This is a genomic window from Paraburkholderia diazotrophica, assembly GCF_038900755.1.
Classification (GTDB): domain Bacteria; phylum Pseudomonadota; class Gammaproteobacteria; order Burkholderiales; family Burkholderiaceae; genus Paraburkholderia; species Paraburkholderia diazotrophica_A.
In genome coordinates, this window is the sequence record NZ_JBBPEN010000008.1 from 17,829 (window position 1) to 40,336 (window position 22,508).

The window sequence follows — 22,508 nt, forward strand, 5'->3', positions numbered from 1 at the left end:
GAAAACCCGGCAGCCTTTACCCGAGTGGCCCGGACTCCGGCAACGTTGACCGGCCCGCGCGCGAGGCGCGTGGTTTTGCAACGGGCAATTATAAAGGTGTCAATGCGAAACACCAGCGTGCTAACAAACTGAGACGTTTTGTAAGTCAGGCCAGAGCAAGCATCCAGTCGATGGTGTCTTCGAGCCCGATGGCGGGCATCTCCGGCACCACGCGGTTCAGCCGTTCGGCCGAACCCACCAGCACCCTGACCTCGTTTTGACGCACGAACGCAGGATTGACGCGAACCTCCAGATCGTGCCCCGTCGCTTCCCGCACCATATTGACGATATCCGTCAGCGTGCGCGGCCTGCCGCTGCAGACGTTGAGCGTCTCCCCCGCAACCGGCGATTCCAGCAGCGCCCGATAGGCGGTCGACACCATCCGCACATCGGAAAAGTCGCGCGCGACGTCGAGATTTCCCAGCTCGATAAACGGCCGCCGCCGGACGAAATGGGAAACGATTTTGGGAACCAGGAAACGCTCCGATTGCCCGCGTCCCGTGTAATTGAAGGGCCGCGTGACAACGATGGGCAGGCGATCGAACCATGTCCGCACCAGATGCTCCATCGCCAGCTTGCTCGCCGCGTAGTGGTTGACGGGCGCGGGCGCGGTAGCTTCGTCGACGACGCCCTCCGCGTTGCCATAGACGTTCGCGCTGCTCGCGATCAGGATCTTGCGCGGCTCGTGGCCGACGTCGACGCACGCCTGCAGCAGGTTCGTCGTGCCGATCACGTTGACGTTGTATAGATCCAACGGGTCGTCATGCGCGACGAAGCTGATCGCCGCCAGATGCACGATGAATGCGGGTTTCAGTTCGCCGATCACGCGGCGGCAATCGGGCAGCGACGTGATGTCGAGGGTGCGCTCGCCGGGCTCGGGCGCGCCCGCCGTCGTGCCGATGACCTCATAGCCCGTGTCGGCCAGTTCCTCGCGAACGTAGGCACCGGTGAAACCGCTCGCCCCCGTAAGGAGCACACGATGGATGACCCGCTCAGACGGATGCCGCAAACCCTTCCTCCCCTGCTCTGAAATGCTCGCCGTTTAGGCGACCGGCCGATTGGACGAATAAATCGGCCCGCTCCATTCCTCAGGCGCGAAAAGCGAGTTTGACGGCCAGAAAATCCTCAAAAAATCCGAAAAAATCAAAAAATATTTCTGTAATTGCGCCGTCGGCGCGATGTCGGCGACGTCGAGACTCGAGCGCTCAACGACGGTGTCACGGGCACGCGCTATGATGTCGGGTTGTGCGGCGCGGGTTGTCTGCGGTCTGTCCGTTCGCATATCGAGCGGGCATCCGTCATGTCACGACACTGCCGTCCTTTGGAACCACCCATTCTCCCGATGACCGTTTCCACCAGCTCCCCTCCCCTCGCTTTCGGCGATCTGCAGGGCTGCCGCACCCAGTTCCAGCAACTTCTCGCAAAGGCTGCGCCGCCCGCCGATGCGCCGCTGTGGTTCGCGGGCGATCTGATCAATCGGGGCGGCGAATCGCTTGCGACGCTGCGCGACATCATCGCGCTCGGCGAACGCGCGGTTCCCGTGCTGGGCAATCACGACCTGCATCTGCTGTCGGTGTCGGCGGGCATCCGCAAGTCGAAGAAAGGCGACACGATCGACGAAATCCTTGCCGCGCCCGATGCCGAAGATCTGCTGCACTGGATTCGCCACCGGCCGCTTGCGCACTACGACAACGGCATGCTGCTCGTGCATGCGGGCGTGCTGCCGCAATGGGACGTCGATCTGACGCTGGAACTCGCCGATGAACTGCAACGCGCGTTACGCGCGCCGGGCTGGAAAGAGACGCTCGCGGGCCTGTACGGCAACGAGCCGAACCGATGGAAGCCGAGCCTGAAAGGCATCGACCGCCTGCGTCTGACCTGCACCGCGCTCACGCGCATGCGCTTTTGCGATGCCGACGGCGCGATGGATTTCTCGTCGAGCGGCGGCATCGGCTCTGCGCCGAAGGGCTTCATGCCGTGGTTCGACGTGCCCGAGCGCAAGACGGAAGACATCACGGTCGTGTTCGGACACTGGGCCGCGCTCGGCCTGATGATCCGCGACAATCTGATCGGCCTCGATTCGGGCTGCGTGTGGGGCGCGCAGCTGACAGCCGTCCGGCTGGCGCAGTCGCCCGCCGAACGCACGGTCACGCAGGTGGAATGCGAAGGCTGCCGCGCCGACGCGGGTTGAGCGGCGCGTGATCGGAGCCTGATCGCGTTACGCGTGACGCGTCAAATCGACGTCCGAACCGCCGTCCAGCGGTTCCGTCGTGCTGTTCGAGTTCGCGTCGATGAACTCCTGAGTCCGGCCGGCGATCTGTCCGGAGCGGCGCGCCTCCGGGTCTTGCAATGCGGCGAGCGCCGCTTGCACGGAAGCCTGCGCCTCCGCCGCCAGCACGCGCCGGTCGGCACCCGGCGCGAGCGGCGCGCCGACATACACATGCGCGGTCAACGGCCCGCCGCGCAACAGCGCATCAAGCGATTCGCCAAGCGACATCTCGCCGATATACGCAGGCGCCGTCGATTGCCGGCCCCGCGCATCTTCATACATCAGGCACAGCGGCTGCACGGGGCGTGACGCCGATACGGGCGCCTGAAACATGTTCGCGTGAAACGGCAGCAGTTGAGTGCCGTCGGACGTGGTGCCTTCCGGAAACACGCACATCAGTTCGCCCGAGTTCAGCCGGTCGGCGAGTTCGTGCATGATGCGTTTCGCGTCGCTGCGCTTCTCGCGCTGGATGAACACGGTGCCCAGTTGCTGCGCGCACCAGCCGACGACGGGCCACTTGCGGATTTCCGCCTTCGACACGAATGGCGTCGGCCGCCACGCGTTGATCACGTAGATGTCGATCCACGAAATATGATTCGCGACGACCAGCACGCCTTCATTGAGCCGCACGCCATCGTTGTGCACGACGAGGCGCATGCCGCACAGTTGCAGCATGCGCAGCGACCAGGCGCGATTCAGTTCCAGACGCTGCCGCGCAGTCGCACGAGGAAAACGCGTCCAGACGGTCCACATGCCGTGCAGCAGATGCACGACCAGCCGAACCTTGCGAAATGCGAGCTTCATGGTAAGAGTTTCCGCATACCTTCCGATCCTTCGGAGCTTCTTCTCTGCCGACGTCCGGCCTCAGCGCTGCTCGAACGCAACCTGCCCGCCGACCACCGTCGCACGCACCCGCGCAGGCAACTCGTAGCCGAGGAACGGCGTGTTGTGCCCCTGGCTCTTCAGCGCGCGAGGCTCGACGCGCCAATGCGCGCCGCGGTCGAACACGCACAGGTCGGCGGTTGCGCCCGCTTCGATGCGTCCCACGGGCAGCTTCAACACGTCGGCGGGCGCGGCCGTGACGCGGTTCAATGCCTTCGCGAGCGAAACGCCCGCCTCGTCCGCCCACTTGATCGTTAGCGACAGCAGCAGCTCGAGCCCCGTTGCGCCCGGCGTCGCCTCGGCGAACGGCAGCAGCTTTTCGTCGTCGTCGACGGGCGTGTGGTCCGAGCAGATCGCGTCGATCGTGCCGTCGAGCAGACCCGCGCGAATCGCCTCGCGGTCGCGTTGCGAGCGCAGCGGCGGATCGAGCCGGAACTGCGAATCGAAATAGCCGATGTCGATGTCGATCAGATGCACGTGATTGATCGTGACGTCGCAAGTGACGGACAAGCCTTCCGCCTTCGCTGCGCGCATCAGCGCGACGCCCGCGCCCGACGACACGTGCGACAGATGCACGCGCGCGCCCGTCACGCGGACGAGTTCGAAAATCGTGTGCAGCGCGATCGTTTCCGCCGATACGGGCACGCCCGACAGCCCGAGGCGCGACGCAAGCGGCCCGCTCGCCGCGACGCCGCCCTTCGCGAGATACGCATCCTGCGGACGCAGCCACACGGTATAGCCATACGTGTTCGCGTACTGCAGCGCGCGCAGAAGCACCTGCGTATCGACGATGGGCGTATCGGCCTGCGAGAAGCCGATGCAGCCCGCTTCCGTCAGCTCGACCATCTCGGTGATCACCTGCCCCTTGAGGCCGACCGTCAGCGCACCCAGCGGATACACATGCGCGCGGTTCAGATTGCGCGCGCGGAACTTGAGCATTTCGACGAGACCCGGCTCGTCGAGCACGGGATCGGTGTCGGGCGGACAAACGAGCGTCGTCACGCCGCCCGCGAGCGCCGCAGCCATTTCCGATTCGAGCGTCGCCTTGTGCTCGTAGCCGGGCTCGCGCAGCCGTGCCGACAAATCGACGAATCCGGGCGCCACATACAGGCCCTTCGCATCGATTGTCCTTGCCGCGTTGAAATCGGCAGGCGCGCTGCCGAGCGCGACGATCTTGCCCGCCGCAATGAATACGTCCTGTTGCTGCTCGGTGCCCGCGACCGGGTCGATCAGCGTGCCGCCTCGAATATGAATCTTCATGCGCTGCCTTTTTTGCCTGCCTGTGCCCGATGTGATTGCGCGAACTGCGCGCGAATCAGTCGTTGTTGCCCGCGACGATGCCCATCACCGCCATGCGCACAGCGATGCCGAACGTCACCTGATTAAGGATCACCGATTGCGGACCGTCCGCGACCTGCGAATCGATTTCGACGCCGCGGTTCATCGGACCCGGGTGCATCACGATCGCATCGGGCTTCGCGAGCGCGAGACGCTCGGGCGTCAGCCCCCAGCTCTTGAAGTACTCCTGCGCCGACGGCAGCAGCGCGCCGCTCATCCGCTCGTTCTGCAGACGCAGCATGATGATCACGTCGACGTCCTTCAGCCCTTCGTCGAGGTTGTGGAACACGCGCACGCCCATCTGCTCGAGACCGCCCGGCAGCAGCGTGCGCGGACCGATCGCGCGCACTTCCGGCACGCCGAGCGTGGTGAGCGCGTGAATGTCGGAGCGCGCGACGCGCGAATGCAGAATGTCGCCGACGATCGCCACGCGCAGATTCGTGAAATCGCGCTTGTAGTGGCGGATCGTGTACACGTCGAGCAGACCCTGCGTGGGATGCGCGTGCCGGCCGTCGCCGGCGTTGATCACGTGCACGTGCGGCGCGCAGTGCTCGGCGATCAGATACGGCGCGCCGCTCGACGCGTGACGCACGACGAACATGTCGGCATGCATCGCCGACAGATTGTTGATCGTGTCGAGCAGCGACTCACCCTTGCTCGTCGACGAAGCGTTGATGTTCAGATTGATCACATCCGCCGACAGCCGCTTCGCGGCAATCTCGAACGTGGTGCGCGTGCGCGTCGAGTTTTCGAAGAACAGATTGAATACCGACTTGCCGCGCAACAGCGGCACCTTCTTTACCTCGCGGTCGGTCACGCTGACGAACTGCTCGGCCGTATCGAGAATGTGGCTGACGATCGCGCGCGGCAAGCCTTCGATTGTCAGCAGATGCTTCAGCTCGCCGTTCTTCGTGAGCTGCGGATTGCCCTTCAGGAAACCGTAGCGAAAACGGTCCGCTGATGCGGCGCTCGCGGTCGAATCGGTGGAACCTTGGGAAACCGGGTTGGGCGTGTTCATGGTGTTCCTGGATCAGACTTGGGACTGCGGGTGATGCTTTGCGTGATGCCTGGTGCGCTGCGCCGGAGTGCTGCTTGCGATGCCGCCTTTCGAATGCTGCCGGGAGATAGGATCTCTTCGCGTCGCGCTCGCGTGTATTACATGCGCTACGCCCGCGATGCGCACCAGCACGTTTGATTTGCTGCCGCGAATGATGCTGATCCCGCTAATGCGCCCGCGCTCAATCCGCGCGCGGCTCGGTGTGAAACGTGAAGCGCTCGCCGTTGCGCGCGAGCACGAGCGTCGTATTGGCCGGCACCTCGATCGTGCCGCCGACGAAGCGCGCGGCCACCGGCAACTCTCGCCCGCCCCGGTCGGCGAGCACGGCGAGTTCGACGGATGCGGGACGCCCATAGTCGTACAGTTCGTTCAATGCGGCGCGCACGGTGCGGCCCGTGTACAGCACATCGTCGACGAGCACGATGCGGCGGTTGTCGACTTCGAACGGCAACGAAGTCGGGCTCGCCTGCGTGTGCAGACCTTTCTTCGCGTAGTCGTCGCGATGCAGCGCGACGTTGACGACGCCGAATGTCGCGACGTTCAGGTCTTTGGCGAGGCGCTCGGCGAGCCACGCGCCGCCGCTGTAGATGCCAGCGAGCACCGCGCCGTCGGGACCGCCCAGCGTGTCACCGTATGCGGCGCGAATCTGTTCGAGCACGGCGCGATAAAGCGCCTCGGCGTCAATGGGACTCATGATCGTCGGAAAGTCCGTCCAGATATTGCTGAAGAATGATGCACGCGGCTTCGGCGTCGAGCATGCCGGCCTGTCTCGACCCGCTACGAATGCCCGCCTCTGCTTCGACCGACGAATAGCGCTCGTCGACCCACGAGACGGGGAGATTGAAGCGCCCGTTCAGCTGATTGCCGAAGCGCTTCGCAAGCTGGGTTCGTTCGTGCGCGGTGCCGTCGGGATGCATCGGCAGCCCGACGACGAGCGCATCGGGCTTCCATTCGTCGATCAGCTTGCCGACGGCTTCGAAACGGTATTCGCGATTGCGGTTTTGCAAAACGACGAGGGGCCGCGCGCTGCGCGTCAGTGAATTGCCGACGGCCACGCCGATGCGTTTTTCGCCATAGTCGAACGCAAGCAGCGTCGCTTCACGTCCGGCTATGTCGCTCATGCGTGACCCGCTTCGCCGGAGAGCATCGACGACGAAATACCGAGCAGTGCGAGCGCGGCTTCGAAGCGGTCTTCGGCGGGCACGTCGAACACGATCTTCGGATCGGCCTGAACGGTGAGCCAGCCGTTCTTCGAGATTTCATCTTCCAGTTGGCCCGCGCCCCAGCCGGCATGACCGAGCGTCAGCAGGAAGCGCTGCGGGCCCTTCCCGCTCGCGACGGCTTCCAGCACGTCTTTCGACGTGGTCATTTCGAGCCCGCCCGGCACCTGCATCGACGACGTATACGTGCTTTCCGATGCGTCATGCAGCACGAAGCCGCGTTCTGTTTGCACGGGGCCGCCGAAGTACACGGGGACATGCAGCAGAGGTTCGATTTCGAGCTTGAGATCGATGCGATTGAAGAGCGCCTGAAGGTCGATGTCGGTTGGCCGGTTGATGACGAGGCCAAGCGCGCCACGCTCGCTGTGATCGCAAAGGTAGACCACCGTTCCTGAAAACGTGGGGTCCGCCATGTTCGGCATGGCGATCAGGAACTGGTTGGTCAGATTGATGCGATCGTTACTCTTGGGCATAGGTCGAATTTTAGCAAAGACGGTGCGCAACTGCGGCCTTCCGGGCTCACACACGGAGGCCTGCCGGATCGTACCGCGCGCCACGCTTGCAACCTGTGCGCAACCGGTGTGCATCGGTGCGCGGACGGCAAGAACCGCAGTTCATGAAACTGCACTCTATCACGCGCTTCCCCCTTGCCGGGCAAGTGGAACGTGCGCTATCGAGCGGCAGATGGCATAGGACAAGTGACCGTCCCTGTTCAACCCGCGTGAGCCTTCGACCCGCTACGCGCCGCCCTGTTCGATCGCGTGCGTGAGCGACGCGAGAGCGCTCGTCGCGGATTGCGGCGCGACACCCGCCGCCACCTTGTGCAACATCGCGCGCAGCGCCTCGACGGCGGCTTCGAGCGAAGGCGCGCCGGGCGCGTCGACGACGACGTGTGCGCGAACCGCGGGCGTCGACACGCCGGCATGCGCGCGACGACGCCACGCAAGCCCGAGCGCATCGGCGAGCAGCGCCACCTGTCCCAGTCCGAGCGCGGACGCCGCCGCGCCCAGCCGGTACGCGGCATCGCCCGCCTGCAGCGCGGCGCTCGGGTCGGCCTTCTGCGGATTGTCCGCAGCGCGCGCATGGTCGGTCAACGCGACGATCGCGCCATCCGCCGTTTGCAGGAAGTTCTCATAGGCGTTGGCATTGACCGTCAGCACGCCCAGCTCGCGCGTCATCGCGACGTGCGCGGTCAAGGCCAATGCCTCGGCCTGGTGCGCGCCCGCCTCCCACAACGCCTCCGATGCCTGCGTGCCCGCAACGTGCCAGTCCACCGTCAGGCCATAGTCGCGCAGCAGTTCCACGTGTTCGGTGTCTTCGGCGGCCGCGCCGAAAAGCGCGTAGTCGCGCCACAGAAGCGCGAGCGTCGCGCGCACGAGCGAGCGCGGCGCAAGGGGGATGCCCCGCGCGGCGTCCGCGAGCGCCAGATTGCAGCGCGCATAGAAACGCCGCGTCTCGGCGTCTTCGATGGACAGGCCGCGTGTACGCAGCGCGCGGGCACAGGCGGACGCGAGACGCCAGAAGTCGTATGGATCAGGGCCCGCCAGTTCGGCAAGGCACGCATCGAGCTCGCCGAGCGCGGCGTTGACGGCGCCCGCCACCGCGGCGCTCGCGCCGACGTTGCCCTTCGAACGCAGCACGGGCAGCAGCGCCCGCTCGTAACGCGCCCGCGCATGCGCGAGACGCGCGGCAGACTGCGAGCGCAGCGTGACGGGCGGAATCGGCCGGCTGGCCAGCGCGATGTCCTCGAAGGTCACGCTGTAGCCGGGCGTGTGCTGCGCGATATGCGTGCTGAGCGCCTGGTAGTGCGAGAACAGCGAAGGCGAGCAACTCAGCTCGCGCAGATTGCGCCGCTCCAGCGCCGCGTGAAACGCGTGCAACGCCGCGCCGAACGTGGCGCGCGCGGGGGCCTCGTCAAGGAGACCGCTGGCGGCCATCGGCGATACCAGCAGCAACGCGTCGGTGAAACGTTGCGCGGCCACCCAACCCGCCTCGCGCAGCGCGCGCACTGCGACGAGCAGTTGCGCAGTCATCTCGCGACGCTCGTCGAAGGCGTCGAGAGCATCGGCAATAGCCTGTTCCACCGGACGGACAGCGCCGCCACGGGGGTTCGGTAAAGCGTCGAGCGTATCGGGCGATGCGGATCGAGGAGTCATGAGCAGGCTGCAGGTACGCCGGCATGTCAGGCGGACACCGGCACGGCGCCGCCCGAATTGCCGCAGTGGCGAAAGTAAAGCAACCGCAGGGCCATCGGACGCCTCACCGAAACGGCGCCGCGTCTTTCGAAGACCCGAAGACGCGATACGACGGGCGGGCGGCAACGGCTACGCGAGACGGCAAGCGCACCCGTCGCGCATATCGGCGATCGCCGGCAAACGTCGACGCCGACGAGACGGCACCTGCTGGACCAAAACCACAATCAGGCGCAATAGCGCACCATAAAGCGCAATGAAAGCCCGGTGACGCGTTACCTGCGACACCGCGTGTGCACGGATGTTCCATTCCGCGCGAAAACATGCAATTCGGGTCTTGCAGCCCTTCGCGTGTACGACGGGCAAACAGATGCCGCCCGTCGCCGAACGATGGGTCGCTCAGATCTGGACCATCTCGAAGTCTTCCTTGCGCGCGCCGCACTCGGGGCAGGTCCAGTTGATGGGGACATCTTCCCAGCGCGTGCCCGGCGCGATTCCTTCCTCTGGCAGACCGGCTTCTTCGTCGTAGATCCAGCCGCAGATCAGGCACATCCAGCTCTTATATTCCATTCTTGAGTCGCGTCGAAAAGTCCGTGGAAACGGGAGCCATGATGGTACCGTGTTGCCGCCACTATGCCTAGCGGATGCGGGGCCCGAGCGGCTCCGCGCGGGCCCCGTGGCCGCTTTATCTATGATGGGACAGGCTGCATGATGCGAAAAAATGCCGGATGCCGAGATAAAGCCGCATAATTGAGCCGTCTGCGGGCCCCATCGGCGCCTCGCGCGCTACGGCCCACGAACGTCCCGCTTATCGACTCATCAAAGATTTCATGGCCAGCGACACCCCTCCCATCGTTCTCACCTTCGGCCTCTCCGATCCGACGGGCGGCGCCGGGCTGCAAGCCGACCTGATGACGCTTGCCAGCATGGGCTGCCACGGCGTGTCCGTGCTGACCGGCTACACGGTGCGCGACTCGGCGAACTGCGACGAAGTGACCGGGCTCGACCCGGAAGTCGTCGCTACGCAGGCGCGGATGCTGCTGGAAGACATGCCCATCGCCGCGTTCAAGGTCGGCGCGGCGACGCGTGCGGAAGTGGTCAGCGCAATCGCCGAAGTGGTCGCCGATTACGACGACATCCCGCTGATCCTCGCTCCCGACTTCACGCTCGACGACGAACACGTGCTCGCCGCCGACGAATTGCGCGAGGCGATCGCCGATCTGCTGGCGCCGCAGACGACGCTGCTCGTCGCGGACACCACCGCGCTGCTCGCGCTTGCGCAACCGGACGGCGACGCCGAAGCGCCGACGCTCGATGCCGCAATCTCGCATCTGCTGTCGCAAGGGTGCGAATACATCCTGTCGACGGAAACGGGCACGCACCGGCTCGTCAATACACTATTCAGCGACGACGGCCAGATACGGCAGGACATGTGGGATCGCGCCCAGCAGCGCGTCATGGGCATCACGGATACGCTCGGCGCCGCGATCGCCGCGCTGCTGGCGAATGGCCAGGAGCCCGCCGAAGCCGTGCGTGAAGCGCAGGAGTATCTGTTCCAGGCGACGCAGGCCGCGTTTCGCCCGGGCATGGGCGCTTACTTGCCGGACCGCTTCTTCTGGGCACGCAGCAGCGATGAAGACGTGCCGCTTGCCGGAGGCAAGGAGACGCCGCCGGGCGAGGCGCGGCACTGACCCGTCGGGTCGCGCGCTCTCCCCGTTCCGTGCCGTCGCCCTTCGCTCGCAGCTTGCGGAGGGCGCAGCCGCATCACCCGCGTTCACACCAATCCGATAGTCAAGCATGAATTGGCAAGCCGGATATTACTTCCGTAATCAAGCGTTACAGCAACGTTAAATCTAATGGATTAGAGTTACGAACTGTAAAGTTGAACTCTGTCCCCGCCTGTCTTTATTCACTTGCCCGCGCAAGCTGCGATTCGCACCCGAGCGTCCATTCGGGCAGTGTCGAAGGCAGGCTGTTGAACTCCTTCGGTCGAAGAAAAGGAAATAGCCGAATTGGAAAACGTTTGCCCTGGCGGCACCTACAACACTGAACCGAGGCCATCTCACGCGCGCGACGACGCAACGAACAACCGCGCCGCACGTGAGATCGGTGAAACGCCCGCCCAACGCGTCCAACCCGTCCAGCCGTTTGTGCGTCGTTTCAATGGAACGATCACGGAACCCGACCGCGCGCTGATGTTCGGACACAAGCCCGTCACCGTGTGGCTGACCGGCCTGTCGGGAGCCGGCAAATCGACCATTGCGTTTCATCTGGAACGCGAACTCATGTCGATGGGCCATGCGTGCTACGTGCTCGACGGCGACAATGTTCGTCACGGCCTCACGAGCGATCTGGGTTTTTCGAAGGAAGATCGCCGGGAAAATATCCGGCGGGTCGCGCATGTCGCGCAACTGATGAACGACGCAGGCCTGATCGTGATTGCCGCGCTTATTTCGCCGATGCGCGACGACAGGGCGATGGCCCGCGACATCATCGGACGCGAGCGATTTGTCGAAACTTATTTATCCGCTTCGGCAAACGATTGCGCGAAACGCGATCCGAAGGGCCTCTATGCGAAGGCGATTGCGGGAACCATCAGGTCGTTCACGGGCATATCCGCGCCCTATGAACCGCCTGAAAATCCAGACCTGCTTCTCGAAACAGCCGTGGAAACGGAAGCCGCCAGTGTGTCGTGCGTGCTCGATCATCTGGGCGCGCACTTTCTGCTGAAGCGCTGACGCAATCGGCACAGCGGCGCCGTACGCAAGAACACCGCTTGCCTGCCGGAAGCGCAAAACAAAAAACCCGCATCGCTGCGGGTTTTTTGTTTTTGGGAAGCACGCCTTGCGACGCGCCTCCCGCATGCATTTCCGTTGCCGGAAATTACATGTCCATGCCCATGCCGCCCATGCCGCCGGGCATGCCGCCAGGCATCGGTGCATCTTCCTTCGGCAGTTCGCAAACAGCAGCGTCCGTCGTCAGCAGCAGGCCCGCGACGGAAGCTGCGTTTTGCAGCGCCGTGCGCGTCACCTTCGTCGGATCGACGACACCGGCTTCGACCAGGTCGCCGTACTCGCCCGTTGCCGCGTTGTAGCCGTAGTTGCCCTTGCCGGCAGAAACAGCTGCCACCACGACGCTGGCTTCTTCGCCGCCGTTCGTGACGATCTGGCGCAGCGGCTCTTCCATCGCGCGCAGCACGATCTTGATGCCTGCGTCCTGGTCAGCGTTGTCGCCCTTCACACCAGCAATTGCGCTGCGAGCGCGGATCAGCGCGACGCCGCCGCCAGCCACGATGCCTTCTTCCACAGCTGCGCGCGTTGCGTGCAGTGCGTCTTCGACACGTGCCTTCTTTTCCTTCATTTCGACTTCGGTCGCGGCTCCAACCTTGATCACTGCAACGCCGCCGGCCAGCTTGGCCACGCGCTCTTGCAGCTTTTCACGGTCGTAGTCCGACGTCGCTTCTTCGATCTGCGTGCGCACTTGCTTCACGCGTGCTTCGATGCTTGCTGCTTCGCCAGCGCCGTCGATGATCGTCGTGTTTTCCTTGCCCACTTCGATGCGCTTCGCTTGACCCAGCTCTTGCAGCGTAGCCTTTTCCAGCGACAGGCCGGTTTCTTCAGCGATGACCTGGCCACCCGTCAGGATCGCGATGTCTTCCAGCATTGCCTTGCGACGGTCGCCGAAGCCCGGAGCCTTCACAGCAACGGTCTTCAGAATGCCGCGGATGTTGTTGACGACCAGCGTAGCGAGCGCTTCGCCTTCGACGTCTTCAGCGATGATCAGCAGCGGACGGCCAGCCTTCGCGACTTGCTCCAGAACCGGCAGCAGATCACGGATGTTCGAAACCTTCTTGTCGTGCAGCAGCACGAACGGGTTTTCCAGAACAGCGACTTGCTTGTCCGGATTGTTGATGAAGTACGGCGACAGGTAGCCGCGGTCGAACTGCATGCCTTCGACAACGTCGAGCTCGTCTTGCAGCGACTTGCCGTCTTCGACGGTGATGACGCCTTCCTTGCCGACCTTGTCCATTGCTTCAGCGATGCGATCGCCGATCGACGCGTCGCTATTCGCCGAGATCGCGCCGACTTGCGCGATTTCCTTGTTCGTCGTGCAGGGCTTGCTGATCTTGCGCAGCTCTTCGATTGCTGCAGCGACGGCCTTGTCGATGCCGCGCTTCAGGTCCATCGGGTTCATGCCCGATGCGACGTACTTCATGCCTTCGCGAACGATCGACTGGGCCAGAACGGTTGCCGTCGTCGTACCGTCACCGGCGTTGTCGCTGGTCTTGGAAGCAACTTCCTTGACCATTTGCGCGCCCATGTTCTGAAGCTTGTCCTTCAGTTCGATTTCCTTCGCGACCGACACGCCGTCCTTCGTGACCGTCGGGCCGCCGAAGCTGCGCTCGAGAACAACGTTACGGCCCTTCGGACCCAGCGTAACCTTCACTGCGTTGGCGAGAATGTTCACGCCTTCAACCATCTTGGCACGGGCGGAATCGCCGAACACGACGTCTTTAGCTGCCATCTTCTAACTCCTTGAATTCTTGAGATTGAACCGGAACAAGTGCTTACTTGTTGACAACGGCCATGATGTCTTCTTCGCGCATTACCAGCAGTTCGCTGCCGTCGACCTTGACGGTCTGGCCTGCGTACTTGCCGAACAGGACGCGATCGCCGACCTTCACGTCGAGCGCGATCGGGTTGCCCTTGTCGTCACGCTTGCCCGGGCCGATGGCCAGCACTTCGCCTTGATCCGGCTTTTCTGCTGCTGCGTCGGGGATCACGATGCCCGATGCGGTCTTGGTTTCCTGATCCAGACGCTTGACGATCACGCGATCATGCAAAGGACGAAGGTTCATGGATATATCCTCTCTTGATTGGGACTGAAGTACGCTGAGGAAAGCCAGCTGGCTGAGCCAGCCGGCGAAGTTGTTAGCACTCTCGTGCAGTGAGTGCTAATTATATGGACGGGGAATTACATTTTCAAGAAGGGGCGTCGGATCGGAATCGAGGTCTGAGTGAGCCAGAACTTTGTTCCCGTCCTTTAACGTCGTGCAGAGCGCCAAGAGGGCAATATTCAGTCGATACAATAGCTTAAGGCTCCTCGTCACCCTCATATGGCGCGGCAGCCCTACCCTCGTCCGTCACTTTTGATGGGCAGCGATGCCGCCCGCGGAAGCTCAGTGGAAACCCTTAGAGACGGTTTCATAAAGTCTGTTGGGCTCGCTAAAAAGTGTTCCAGCAGATCAAGCAACAGCCGAGCTTGAGGAACGCTTCGTGGATGTCAGCGCGACGTTCGAAACGAATACGTAGACGACGGAAATGATGCAGCCAGGAATGTGTACGTTCGACAACCCAACGGACTTTTCCAAGGCCGCTACCGTGCGGATGGCCGCGCCGCGCAATGCTGGTGGGGATGTTGCGCTCGTGCAGGATGCGTCGGTATTTCGCGTGGTCGTCAGGAATTTCGGCCATTTCGCAAACGAAGCCGCCGGCAAACTGCTGTACCGCTCTTTGAACCAGACGTGCGGAACTCCCGCCTGGCTCTCGAACAAGACATCGTCCTTCTAGACGGGTGCTCATTCGCCCTGTCGTATCAGCCTTCTCCGATCGGTGTTGTCATGATGGCCTGCGCATCGAGCTTTTGAGATTTGCTCGCCCGTTCCCTCGCGCTGTGGCATGCACACTCCCGCTGCCGCCAATTCATGACACGCATCATCGAAGGCTTCAGCCATTTTGTCGCCTTCAATTGCTCCTGATATCAGTCGCCGGGCGGAACTTGCGCCCGCTGAAAAGCGCCACTTCCGCGCACACCTCCATCCGGCCACTGATCGTAGCGCGTTCAGCCGCAGCTTCCGATGCTTAAGCAGCCAACCTGGCCTGATTGGGTAGCTGTTCAATAGCCAGGGAGGACTGAAGGAGCCGCGCAGGGCTTCCCGCGACGTCGGCTAGCGGCTCGCATCTTGATTCTGTTCTCTGCATGGAGACCAAGAAATTACAGAAGCCGACAATAATTACTGTATATTACGAACTTTTGCCTGCAAATTCAGTTGCTTACAAGCAGATTTCAAGGATGGATCAGGGCATGGATATTTTGCACAGCGAATCTTCAACGGGGTGGGGAGGCCAAGAGATTCGCACATTAAAGGAGATGGTCGCATTGCGTGAGCGGGGGCATACCGTCGAGCTGGTCTGTCCGGCGAGGGCGGAGCTCGGCCGGCGCGCGGCGGCTGGTGGTTTTTCCGTGCATCACGCCCCCATGAGAACTGGCGGCGATGTTGCGTCAATGGTGGCGATTCGGTCGCTTGTGAGCCGTCGTGCATTCGATGTGGTCAACACGCACAGCGGTCACGACACCCTCGTTGCCGGATTCGCGGCCCGGTCCGCCGGTACGCCACTTATAGTCAGGACGCGGCACCTGGCGTTGCCGGTCACGTCGCTGGCGACGTATCGGTGGATTCCGCACCGTGTGATCGCCGTCAGTTCGTACGTGCACCGATATCTGGTCTCAGCCGGTGTCGATCATGACCGGATTGCGACCATTTATGATGGCGTTCCCGAGCCCGAGCAGCAAATCGAATCGACATTGCGCAGCGAACTCGGCCTTGGCGCCGACGCTGTGATCGGCTGCATGGTCGCGATGATGCGGGACCAGAAAGGCCACGACGATCTGATTGAAGCGGTGCGGCCTTTGTTGGGAAGCCGGCCCGAATTGCATCTGGTCATGGCCGGCGACGGACCGAGCTTTGCGCGAATCCGAAGCCGTATCGACGCGTTGGGGCTGAGTAGCCGGGTCCATCTGCTCGGTTTGCGTGCAGACGTGCCGAATGTGCTGCGAGGCAGCGACTTTTTTGTGCTGCCGACTCATCAGGAAGCGCTCGGGCAGTCGTTCATCGAGGCCATGTCGCGCGGCTTGGCGGTCATCGGCACGCGCGTCGACGGCGTGCCGGAACTGATTGAGGATAGCGTCAACGGGTTGCTGGTTCCTCCGAAAGATCCTGTCTCGCTAAGGGCGGCGATCGTGCGGCTGCTCGACGATCGTGCGCTGCGCACGCGACTTGGGGAGCAGGCGCGCCGTATCATGGGGCGCTTCACGATCGCGCAGATGGCAGATCAAACGATCGCGTTTTACCGCCGATGCCTCACCGAGCGAAACTACCATCGGAAACTGGCCGGACTGGGGCCGGTGTCATGAAACACGTTGCGCGCGCGGTTCCGGTGCTGATGTATCACCACGTCAGTACGTCGCCCGGCATGATCACGGTTACGCCCGAGCATTTCGCCGAACAGATTGCATGTCTTGCGCAGCTTGGCTACCGGACGCTGAGCGCGCGCCAGTTCGCGGACTACCTGGCGGGAGCGCCGGTCCCGCCGAAGTCGGTCGTCATCACGTTCGACGATGGGTATCTCGACAACTGGGTGCATGCGCATCCCATTTTGCAGCGGCACGGCTTCAGCGCGCTTTGCTTTCTTGTAAGCGCGTGGCCGGGCGAAGGAGCGCCCCGGACTAACGTGGCAGATGACGACATCACCACGCTGCCGCGCCTGCTTGGTCACGAGGAGGGTGAATCAGCCATCGAGCAAGGCCGGGCCGACGATGTGATCCTCCGCTGGTCTGAAATCGAGGCGATGCGGCACGCCGGCACGTTCGAGTTCCACAGCCACACGCACACGCATGCTCGCTGGGATCGGCTGACACAAGATCGTGACGAAAAACGGGAACGACTGCGCGACGATCTGGTGAAAGCACGCGCGACACTTCGTCAGCGGCTTGGCGATGTGTCGGACCATCTTTGCTGGCCGCAAGGCTATTACGACGACGATTACCGCGAGATCGCGCTCGCCGCCGGGTTCCGGCACTTTTATACGTGCGACCGGGGCACGAATCCAGTCCAGCGGCAACCTCTTCCAACGGAAGCCGGGCGATCGATCAGGCGGCTTGAAGTGCGGGACAGGCCGGCGGCATGGCTTGCCAGTCGTCTCTGGGTCCATAGCCGTCCGGGAATCAGCCGGGCTTACCTCGCAATCAAGCGCTGAAGCCGATGGGCGCCGGTCAGTGTGGCGGCCACTGCGACGACGTTCGCCCTAATGTCGCTGCATCGGAAAAACCCGAAGCTCCCGGCATAAAAAACGCCCGCCGCGACCCATCCTAATCCGGCGACACGACGGAATGCACGGGCACGGCCGCGATTTTCTCGCGCGTCAGGGCGCGGCGCACATACGTTCTCGTGGGGGCGACGACCTTCTCCTGAAAGACAATTGCCACGCAGGCGATCAACACCAGAAAGACGGGATAAAAGGAAAACCGCAACGGTATTCCACCCGCGATATGCGTGCACAGATGCAAGCGATCAAGACAGGAGAGCATCGGGAATGGCAGGTCCAGGATCTTTTCCATCTTTGCATACAGGTCGAACAATGGGCTTTGAAGCGCAAAGATCGACAGGGACGCGTTTCCGAGCCGACGCACAAACTCACGCGACTGCGCCGACACGTCGCGCAGCAAGCATGAAAACACGATCACGACGGTTATTTGAGTGGGCAGCATTGCGCCGTTATGAAGCAGAACCCGTGTCGAATACGAGCCGTTCGCATACACGTAGCTCGCAACGCAGAAAACGACTGCCAGCAAAGAGAGCAAATAGCGCCAATGGCGCGCGACAGTATCGGCGATCTCATCGCTATGTTTGACGAATAGGCCGTATGCGAGTATCCCCGCCAGGAATTCCGGAAGACGGAGTAGCGGGTTCGTATGAAGCATTCCAATTACACCGATGCCATGCCGCTTCTCCACAATCGCAACCAGTGCAACGACGAGATAGACCGCACACACCGAGAGCAGCATTGCGGCTTTATTTGAAATCCTCATCAGTCGCGGCGCGATTGCCGGAAATACCAGATAGAAGAACATCAAGGTCGAAATCGACCACGCGGGGATGTTGTACGACAGATAAAACGGATTCCACGCCTGCAGCAAGAGAAGCTGCATGAGCAGGTTCAAAACGGCCTCATCCACTCCCCTTGTGTGCGGCGCTATCGTTTGCAAAAGCGTATCGTTCGGATGAGAACTCAAAAGCGCCAGTGCAATGGTCAACAGCAAGGTGAAAATATGGATGGGATAAAGACTGCTGAATCGCTTGATGAAAAATCGGGACGCTGAAACTCTAAATCCTCGCCGCGGTTCCGCGCCGATATAAATGTGCGAAAGAATAAATCCGGACAAAACGAAAAACGTGCTTGTTGCGTAGCCGCCGAATCCGAACACGTCATACAGACGCATCGACCCGTATTCCTTATACGACGGCAATGTATGAAAAAGAACCAGATAGAATGCGAGCAAAGCTCGCAGTGCATCCAGTCCAGGAAACGTCCTGTTCAATTTATTCTCCCCTTTCGGGCCGATATATTTCTTTTTTGATTGAAATTATCTTTCCCTCACACTACACGCTTGCATTTTTCTGAACGAAACATTCTCGATTGAAAGTTTCGTTCAATACGAGCACGCTAATATTCTTTGGACGGCCTGCTTTAAGTCTGTACGTTGTCGCACCTTCTTTCCCGCGCATTGAATGCTTGCGAAGCCTTTTCAAATGCGTCGTTAAGCGCGATGAAATATGATACAGGCTGATTGCAAGTCCGCTAAGTGAGGAACGCTAATTTCCTTCATCGCGAGTTGTCGATGAAGCGATAAGCATGGCCCCGCCGCGCTGCTCATGCGAGCAATCGCGCCACGAAGCCGCTCGTCCGCTACTACACTGGGATATTGGCAGCGTCGCACGCCGGGCCGCATGGGCCGCCGCGTAGACCGCGCACCTTCGGGCCACCGATATGCAATCGTCCAGCATGAACGACAGAGTGCTTGCACGCCTCGCGCGGATCGCGCCGGGCATCGTCGCCTTTGTCCGCTATCGCCGCGAAGACCTGCGCCATGACGTAGTCGCGGGTGTGTGCGTGGCTTCCGTCGCGCTGCCCGTCGGTGTCGCCTATGCGGAGCTGGCCGGATTCAACCCGGCCGTCGGCCTGTACTCGTGCATGTGGCCGCTCGTCGCTTATGCGCTCTTCGGCACCTCGCGCCAGTTGATCGTCGGTCCGGATGCGGCGACCTGCGCGCTCATCGCCGCGTCGATCGCGCCGCTCGCAGCCGTCGGCTCCCCCGAATACATGTCGCTGTCGATCACGGTCGCGTTCCTCGCGGGTGTGTTCTGCATCGCCGCGAGCTTCGTGGGCCTCGGCGCATGCGCCGACTTTCTGTCGCGGCCGATTCTCACTGGCTTCATGAACGGCATCGCGATATCGATCGCGCTCGGACAGGCCGGCAAGCTGCTCGGCTTCAAGATCGAGTCGACGGGCGTCGTGGGTCCGCTGATCGAAATCGTGACGAAGATCGGGCAAACACATCTGCCGACGCTGGCCGTCGGACTAGGCGCGTTCGCACTGCTCCTGCTCATGCCGAAGTTCGCGCCCCGCGTGCCCGCAGCGCTCGCCACGCTTGCCGCGGCCGCGTGCGTGACGGCGCTGCTCGCGCTCGACACGCATGGCGTGCGCACGATCGGCGCCGTGCCTGCGGGCCTGCCTTCGTTCGTCCTGCCGCGCTTCTCGCTGGATACCCTCGACACGCTCGCCGTCGATGCCGCAGGCATCGCGTTGATTTCCTTCTGCAGCGCGACGCTGACGGCGCGCAGTTTCGCCGCGAAAAACGGCTATGACATCGAGGACGACCGCGAGCTGTCGGCGATCGGCGCGGCGAACATTGCGTCGGCGCTCTCGCACGGCTTCGCGATCAGCGGCGCCGACTCGCGCACCGCGATGAACGACATGGCGGGAGGACGCACGCAACTGGCATCGATCGTCGCCGCGGCCGCCATCGCGTTCGTGCTGATTTTCCTCACGGGGCCGCTGCGGTTCGTGCCGACTGCGGCGCTCGGCGCGGTGCTCGTGATGGCCGCGATATCGCTCGTCGACATCACCACCGTCAAGGCACTCTGGAGCGAAGCGCGCGGCGAGTTTGCCATCTGCATCGTCGCGACGGTGGGCGTCGTTGCGCTCGGCTCGCTCAAAGGAATCATGCTTGCCGTCGCGCTCGCGCTGTTCCGCTTCATCCGCCTCGTTGCGCGCCCCTCCTATGAAGTGCTCGGCCAAGTGGACGGGATGAAGGGCTTTCACAGCACCGCGCGTCATCCCGATGCGCGCTGCACGCCCGGACTGTGCCTGTTCCGTTTCAATTCGCCGATCGTGTTTTTCAACGCGCGATACTTCAAAAGAACGGCACTCGACGTGGTTGCGGAAACGGAGCCGAAGCCGCAATGGCTCGTGCTGGACGCACTAGCCGTGACGGGCGTCGATGTCACCGGGAGGCACGCGCTCGACGAGCTGCGCGAAAAGCTCGGGCAGCGCGGTGTCTCGCTCGTGCTCGCGGGACGCCGCACGCAACGGCTCGACTGGCTTCGCAAGCACGGCATGGACGACGTGACGGCCGCGCAGTTGCACTTTCCGACGCTGCGGGCCGCGGTGCGGTCGTATCATGCAGCGCAGCGCGGTGATGCGCCATTGTCCGCTTCGATGTCGCGCGAGGCGCAAGAACAAGGATAAGCAGATGCTCCCATGCAGAATCCGCTCGACGAGACCGTCTCGCCTCCGACGCAAGGCGGACGAAAGCCCGCATAGCGCAACACTCGTCTGCACGTTGCCGCGTCATACCCGATCGACCTCAAGCCCCACATCGACGCCGTGCAAGCCACGACCCCGCATCGTGCGACAACGTACATTGCATTCGCCGCGATCGATCTACAGTAAAACCCCGGGCTCGAGAGTTGACGTCGGATCCAGATTGATTGTGTCGCTGGGCCTTAACAAAGATCGCATCGAGGGGAGAAGCGCGATATGGCCCGCGACCGTCAAGTGAATGAACATCAGTTTGCCGGCGTAAAGGCCGCTGTGCTCGGCTTCTTTCTTTGCTTCTTCCTGTTGATATCGAGTGGAAGAATAGGCAGCTATGACGCCGGCCAGCAGCTTTCGGCCGCCACGCTGGCCGCGACCCAGCATGCGCTCAGCACGTCGAACCCACCGGATCCCGTCTTCTGGAGCCATGCGCCGAATGGTCGCTACTACGAGCCGCACGACCTCGGCGCTGAGCTATTGATGCTGCCCGCCGCGTGGATCGGCGCGCAACTGGATCACCGGCCCGTCGACAGCCAGTTTCTCAATCCGCCCTTGCCTGCCAAAGTGGGCGTCTCGCTGACCTATGCGGTCGTTTGCGCGACCGGCTGCTTCTTTCTGTTCCTGCTCTTCGCGCAGCGCTACGCGGTATCGCAAGCGTTCCTGATCGTGTTCACATTTGCGGCAGGCACCTACTATCTCGCGTATGCAAAGGTCGCGTGGGACGTTGCGCCTTGCGCCGCTGCAATGTGCGCATTCCTCTACTACGCGCAGCGCATGCTGCTACCCGATGCGAGCGCTCGGACGTTTGCGGCAGCCGGATTCTGGCTAGCCGTCGTTTGCACGTTCCGCTACTCGATGGCTCCCGCGTTCGTCGTTGCGCTCGTGTTCCTGTGGTGGCGCACGCGGGCATCGCTGCGCCCTTACCTGCTGCTGGCATCCGTATTCGTGCTCGGCATGGTTCCGATGTTCGTCTACAACGCCGCGCGCACAGGCTCGTTCTGGCGCCCGGCCAACACATCCGCATTCGAATTGAGCCACGGCAATGCGATGGACGGCAACATCGTTCATGGCTTTTTGGGCCTGATATTCAGCAGCAATCGCGGCCTTTTCTTTTATTCGCCGATCCTGCTGCTCGGCCTGCTGCTGCCGTGGATCTGGCGCGGCCTGCAAGCGAGGCATCGACACCTCATCGAAGCGATGTCGATTGGCACGTTCCTCTATATGCTGGTCGTCTCGAAGCTCAACCATTGGGGAGCGTTCGGATGGGGGCCGAGATATCTGCTGCCGTGCCTGCCGATCATGTTTCTCGTCGTCGGTCCGTGCCTCGTTGAGGTTGTGAAGAAATCGCGACTTGCCGCGAGCGTTGCGATTACGGCAGCCGTGCTCTTCAACGTTGCGCCCGCAACGACGAACTGGCACGTCATCATCGCCGAATACCCGGGGGCCGAAGTGATGGACGCGTCGACGCCCTATGCGCTCGAAGGAATCTGGGAAGGATTCTGGCGCGGAGTCAACGACAAGCCACTCGTCTTCGCCAACTCGAATGCGCAGTTCGCGAAGTCCGATGACGGCCGGCGCTTTCCGGATTTCTGGACCGCGAGGCTGATCGAGCGCTCGTCCGCGGGCCGCGTCGCCGGCTGGCTGATCATCGCCGCGTTACTCGGCGGCATGGCAGTGGCGCTGCGACGAATCGTTCGACGTGCCTCAGACGGTGGATCGTTCGATGGTCTCGACGGGATACAGATACAGCCTGAACGCACGAACGGGTTGCTGTCCTGAAGGCAAGCGCGTCATCAAGCAACGAAAATCGCCAGCGCGCGACACGCTGGCGATCATCCGCAACTCAAACCACCA

General features: G+C 62.5%; 20 protein-coding genes and 1 pseudogene. 7 read left to right on the top strand and 14 right to left on the bottom strand.

Translation table 11 applies throughout. The features are described 5' to 3' along the window. Nucleotides 1-145: 145 nt before the first annotated feature. Complete coding sequence (locus tag AABE10_RS23440) at nt 146-1,048, bottom strand: NAD-dependent epimerase/dehydratase family protein (protein ID WP_342935632.1); 903 nt, start codon at nt 1,046-1,048, stop codon at nt 146-148. Nucleotides 1,049-1,081: 33 nt separating this feature from the next. Continuing rightward, nucleotides 1,082-1,321, bottom strand: coding sequence for a hypothetical protein (locus AABE10_RS23445; protein WP_342935633.1), 240 nt, complete (start codon nt 1,319-1,321; stop codon nt 1,082-1,084). 60 nt (nt 1,322-1,381) lie between these two features. Here AABE10_RS23445 and AABE10_RS23450 point away from each other — a divergent pair, with 60 nt between their 5' ends. Further along, nucleotides 1,382-2,230 (top strand): symmetrical bis(5'-nucleosyl)-tetraphosphatase, encoded by an 849-nt coding sequence (locus AABE10_RS23450; RefSeq protein WP_342935634.1) that lies wholly within the window; start codon nt 1,382-1,384, stop codon nt 2,228-2,230. 27 nt (nt 2,231-2,257) lie between these two features. On the opposite strand, the gene AABE10_RS23455 is transcribed toward AABE10_RS23450, so the two are convergent. From AABE10_RS23455 to AABE10_RS23490, 8 genes are all read right to left on the bottom strand, one after another. Then, nucleotides 2,258-3,112, bottom strand: coding sequence for a lysophospholipid acyltransferase family protein (locus AABE10_RS23455; RefSeq protein WP_342935635.1), 855 nt, complete (start codon nt 3,110-3,112; stop codon nt 2,258-2,260). A 60-nt stretch (nt 3,113-3,172) separates the two neighbouring features. Then, complete coding sequence (locus AABE10_RS23460; protein ID WP_342935636.1) at nt 3,173-4,450, bottom strand: dihydroorotase; 1,278 nt, start codon at nt 4,448-4,450, stop codon at nt 3,173-3,175. Between the two features lie 55 nt (nt 4,451-4,505). Continuing rightward, nucleotides 4,506-5,546 carry an aspartate carbamoyltransferase catalytic subunit gene (locus tag AABE10_RS23465; RefSeq protein ID WP_342935637.1) on the bottom strand — a complete coding sequence of 347 codons (1,041 nt, stop codon included), beginning with the start codon at nt 5,544-5,546 and terminating at the stop codon, nt 4,506-4,508. Nucleotides 5,547-5,766: 220 nt separating this feature from the next. Further along, nucleotides 5,767-6,279, bottom strand: a complete 513-nt coding sequence (gene pyrR, locus AABE10_RS23470; RefSeq protein WP_342935638.1) for a bifunctional pyr operon transcriptional regulator/uracil phosphoribosyltransferase PyrR — start codon at nt 6,277-6,279, stop codon at nt 5,767-5,769. Further along, complete coding sequence (ruvX, locus tag AABE10_RS23475) at nt 6,266-6,706, bottom strand: Holliday junction resolvase RuvX (protein WP_342935639.1); 441 nt, start codon at nt 6,704-6,706, stop codon at nt 6,266-6,268. The genes pyrR and ruvX overlap by 14 nt, the downstream gene beginning before the upstream one ends. Continuing rightward, nucleotides 6,703-7,278 carry a YqgE/AlgH family protein gene (locus tag AABE10_RS23480; protein ID WP_342935640.1) on the bottom strand — a complete coding sequence of 192 codons (576 nt, stop codon included), beginning with the start codon at nt 7,276-7,278 and terminating at the stop codon, nt 6,703-6,705. The genes ruvX and AABE10_RS23480 overlap by 4 nt, the downstream gene beginning before the upstream one ends. Nucleotides 7,279-7,542: 264 nt before the next feature. After that, nucleotides 7,543-8,961 carry a hypothetical protein gene (locus AABE10_RS23485; protein ID WP_342935641.1) on the bottom strand — a complete coding sequence of 473 codons (1,419 nt, stop codon included), beginning with the start codon at nt 8,959-8,961 and terminating at the stop codon, nt 7,543-7,545. 435 nt (nt 8,962-9,396) lie between these two features. Further along, on the bottom strand, nt 9,397-9,567 hold the full coding sequence (locus tag AABE10_RS23490; protein ID WP_004186709.1) for a rubredoxin: 171 nt from the start codon (nt 9,565-9,567) through the stop codon (nt 9,397-9,399). A 260-nt stretch (nt 9,568-9,827) separates the two neighbouring features. On the opposite strand from AABE10_RS23490, the gene AABE10_RS23495 reads away from it, so the two are divergent. Together AABE10_RS23495 and cysC are read left to right on the top strand one after the other, a co-directional pair. After that, nucleotides 9,828-10,688 (top strand): hydroxymethylpyrimidine/phosphomethylpyrimidine kinase, encoded by an 861-nt coding sequence (locus tag AABE10_RS23495; RefSeq protein WP_342935642.1) that lies wholly within the window; start codon nt 9,828-9,830, stop codon nt 10,686-10,688. Nucleotides 10,689-11,102: 414 nt separating this feature from the next. Then, the gene (gene cysC, locus AABE10_RS23500; protein ID WP_428983378.1) at nt 11,103-11,735 is read left to right on the top strand and encodes an adenylyl-sulfate kinase; all 633 of its coding nucleotides are present in this window, start codon (nt 11,103-11,105) and stop codon (nt 11,733-11,735) included. A gap of 145 nt (nt 11,736-11,880) precedes the next feature. On the opposite strand, the gene groL is transcribed toward cysC, so the two are convergent. The 3 genes and pseudogenes from groL to AABE10_RS23515 form a co-directional block, all read right to left on the bottom strand. Further along, entirely contained in the window at nt 11,881-13,521 is a 1,641-nt protein-coding gene (gene groL, locus AABE10_RS23505) for a chaperonin GroEL (protein ID WP_342935643.1), read from the bottom strand. Nucleotides 13,522-13,564: 43 nt separating this feature from the next. Beyond that, entirely contained in the window at nt 13,565-13,855 is a 291-nt protein-coding gene (gene groES, locus AABE10_RS23510; protein WP_342935644.1) for a co-chaperone GroES, read from the bottom strand. 367 nt (nt 13,856-14,222) lie between these two features. Continuing rightward, nucleotides 14,223-14,453: pseudogene (locus AABE10_RS23515) on the bottom strand (transposase); the annotation flags it as partial. 628 nt (nt 14,454-15,081) lie between these two features. Between AABE10_RS23515 and AABE10_RS23525 the strand changes: the two are divergent. Both AABE10_RS23525 and AABE10_RS23530 read left to right on the top strand, forming a co-directional pair. Continuing rightward, a complete protein-coding gene (locus tag AABE10_RS23525; protein ID WP_342935920.1) occupies nt 15,082-16,191 on the top strand; it encodes a glycosyltransferase family 4 protein in 1,110 nt (369 codons plus the stop codon). Next, the gene (locus AABE10_RS23530; protein ID WP_342935645.1) at nt 16,188-17,033 is read left to right on the top strand and encodes a polysaccharide deacetylase family protein; all 846 of its coding nucleotides are present in this window, start codon (nt 16,188-16,190) and stop codon (nt 17,031-17,033) included. Before AABE10_RS23525 ends, AABE10_RS23530 begins: the two co-directional genes overlap by 4 nt. Nucleotides 17,034-17,145: 112 nt before the next feature. Here the strand turns inward: AABE10_RS23530 and AABE10_RS23535 are convergent, their stop codons facing one another. Further along, nucleotides 17,146-18,375, bottom strand: a complete 1,230-nt coding sequence (locus AABE10_RS23535; RefSeq protein ID WP_342935646.1) for an acyltransferase — start codon at nt 18,373-18,375, stop codon at nt 17,146-17,148. A gap of 464 nt (nt 18,376-18,839) precedes the next feature. Here AABE10_RS23535 and AABE10_RS23540 point away from each other — a divergent pair, with 464 nt between their 5' ends. After that, nucleotides 18,840-20,585: a SulP family inorganic anion transporter gene (locus AABE10_RS23540; protein ID WP_342935647.1), complete on the top strand. Its 1,746-nt coding sequence runs from the start codon at nt 18,840-18,842 to the stop codon at nt 20,583-20,585. A gap of 291 nt (nt 20,586-20,876) precedes the next feature. Further along, complete coding sequence (locus AABE10_RS23545) at nt 20,877-22,433, top strand: hypothetical protein (RefSeq protein ID WP_342935648.1); 1,557 nt, start codon at nt 20,877-20,879, stop codon at nt 22,431-22,433. Nucleotides 22,434-22,508 lie beyond the last annotated feature (75 nt).

Excerpts from the sequence above, each read along its gene's own strand:
- AABE10_RS23445 (WP_342935633.1), bottom strand. The coding sequence starts at position 1,321 with ATGCGAACGGACAGACCGCAGACAACCCGCGCCGCACAACCCGACATC.
- AABE10_RS23450 (WP_342935634.1), top strand. The coding sequence starts at position 1,382 with ATGACCGTTTCCACCAGCTCCCCTCCCCTCGCTTTCGGCGATCTGCAG.
- AABE10_RS23455 (WP_342935635.1), bottom strand. The coding sequence starts at position 3,112 with ATGAAGCTCGCATTTCGCAAGGTTCGGCTGGTCGTGCATCTGCTGCAC.
- AABE10_RS23460 (WP_342935636.1), bottom strand. The coding sequence starts at position 4,450 with ATGAAGATTCATATTCGAGGCGGCACGCTGATCGACCCGGTCGCGGGC.
- AABE10_RS23465 (WP_342935637.1), bottom strand. The coding sequence starts at position 5,546 with ATGAACACGCCCAACCCGGTTTCCCAAGGTTCCACCGATTCGACCGCG.
- pyrR (WP_342935638.1), bottom strand. The coding sequence starts at position 6,279 with ATGAGTCCCATTGACGCCGAGGCGCTTTATCGCGCCGTGCTCGAACAG.
- ruvX (WP_342935639.1), bottom strand. The coding sequence starts at position 6,706 with ATGAGCGACATAGCCGGACGTGAAGCGACGCTGCTTGCGTTCGACTAT.
- AABE10_RS23480 (WP_342935640.1), bottom strand. The coding sequence starts at position 7,278 with ATGCCCAAGAGTAACGATCGCATCAATCTGACCAACCAGTTCCTGATC.
- AABE10_RS23485 (WP_342935641.1), bottom strand. The coding sequence starts at position 8,961 with ATGACTCCTCGATCCGCATCGCCCGATACGCTCGACGCTTTACCGAAC.
- AABE10_RS23490 (WP_004186709.1), bottom strand. The coding sequence starts at position 9,567 with ATGGAATATAAGAGCTGGATGTGCCTGATCTGCGGCTGGATCTACGAC.
- AABE10_RS23495 (WP_342935642.1), top strand. The coding sequence starts at position 9,828 with ATGGCCAGCGACACCCCTCCCATCGTTCTCACCTTCGGCCTCTCCGAT.
- groL (WP_342935643.1), bottom strand. The coding sequence starts at position 13,521 with ATGGCAGCTAAAGACGTCGTGTTCGGCGATTCCGCCCGTGCCAAGATG.
- groES (WP_342935644.1), bottom strand. The coding sequence starts at position 13,855 with ATGAACCTTCGTCCTTTGCATGATCGCGTGATCGTCAAGCGTCTGGAT.
- AABE10_RS23525 (WP_342935920.1), top strand. The coding sequence starts at position 15,082 with ATGGATATTTTGCACAGCGAATCTTCAACGGGGTGGGGAGGCCAAGAG.
- AABE10_RS23530 (WP_342935645.1), top strand. The coding sequence starts at position 16,188 with ATGAAACACGTTGCGCGCGCGGTTCCGGTGCTGATGTATCACCACGTC.
- AABE10_RS23540 (WP_342935647.1), top strand. The coding sequence starts at position 18,840 with ATGAACGACAGAGTGCTTGCACGCCTCGCGCGGATCGCGCCGGGCATC.
- AABE10_RS23545 (WP_342935648.1), top strand. The coding sequence starts at position 20,877 with ATGGCCCGCGACCGTCAAGTGAATGAACATCAGTTTGCCGGCGTAAAG.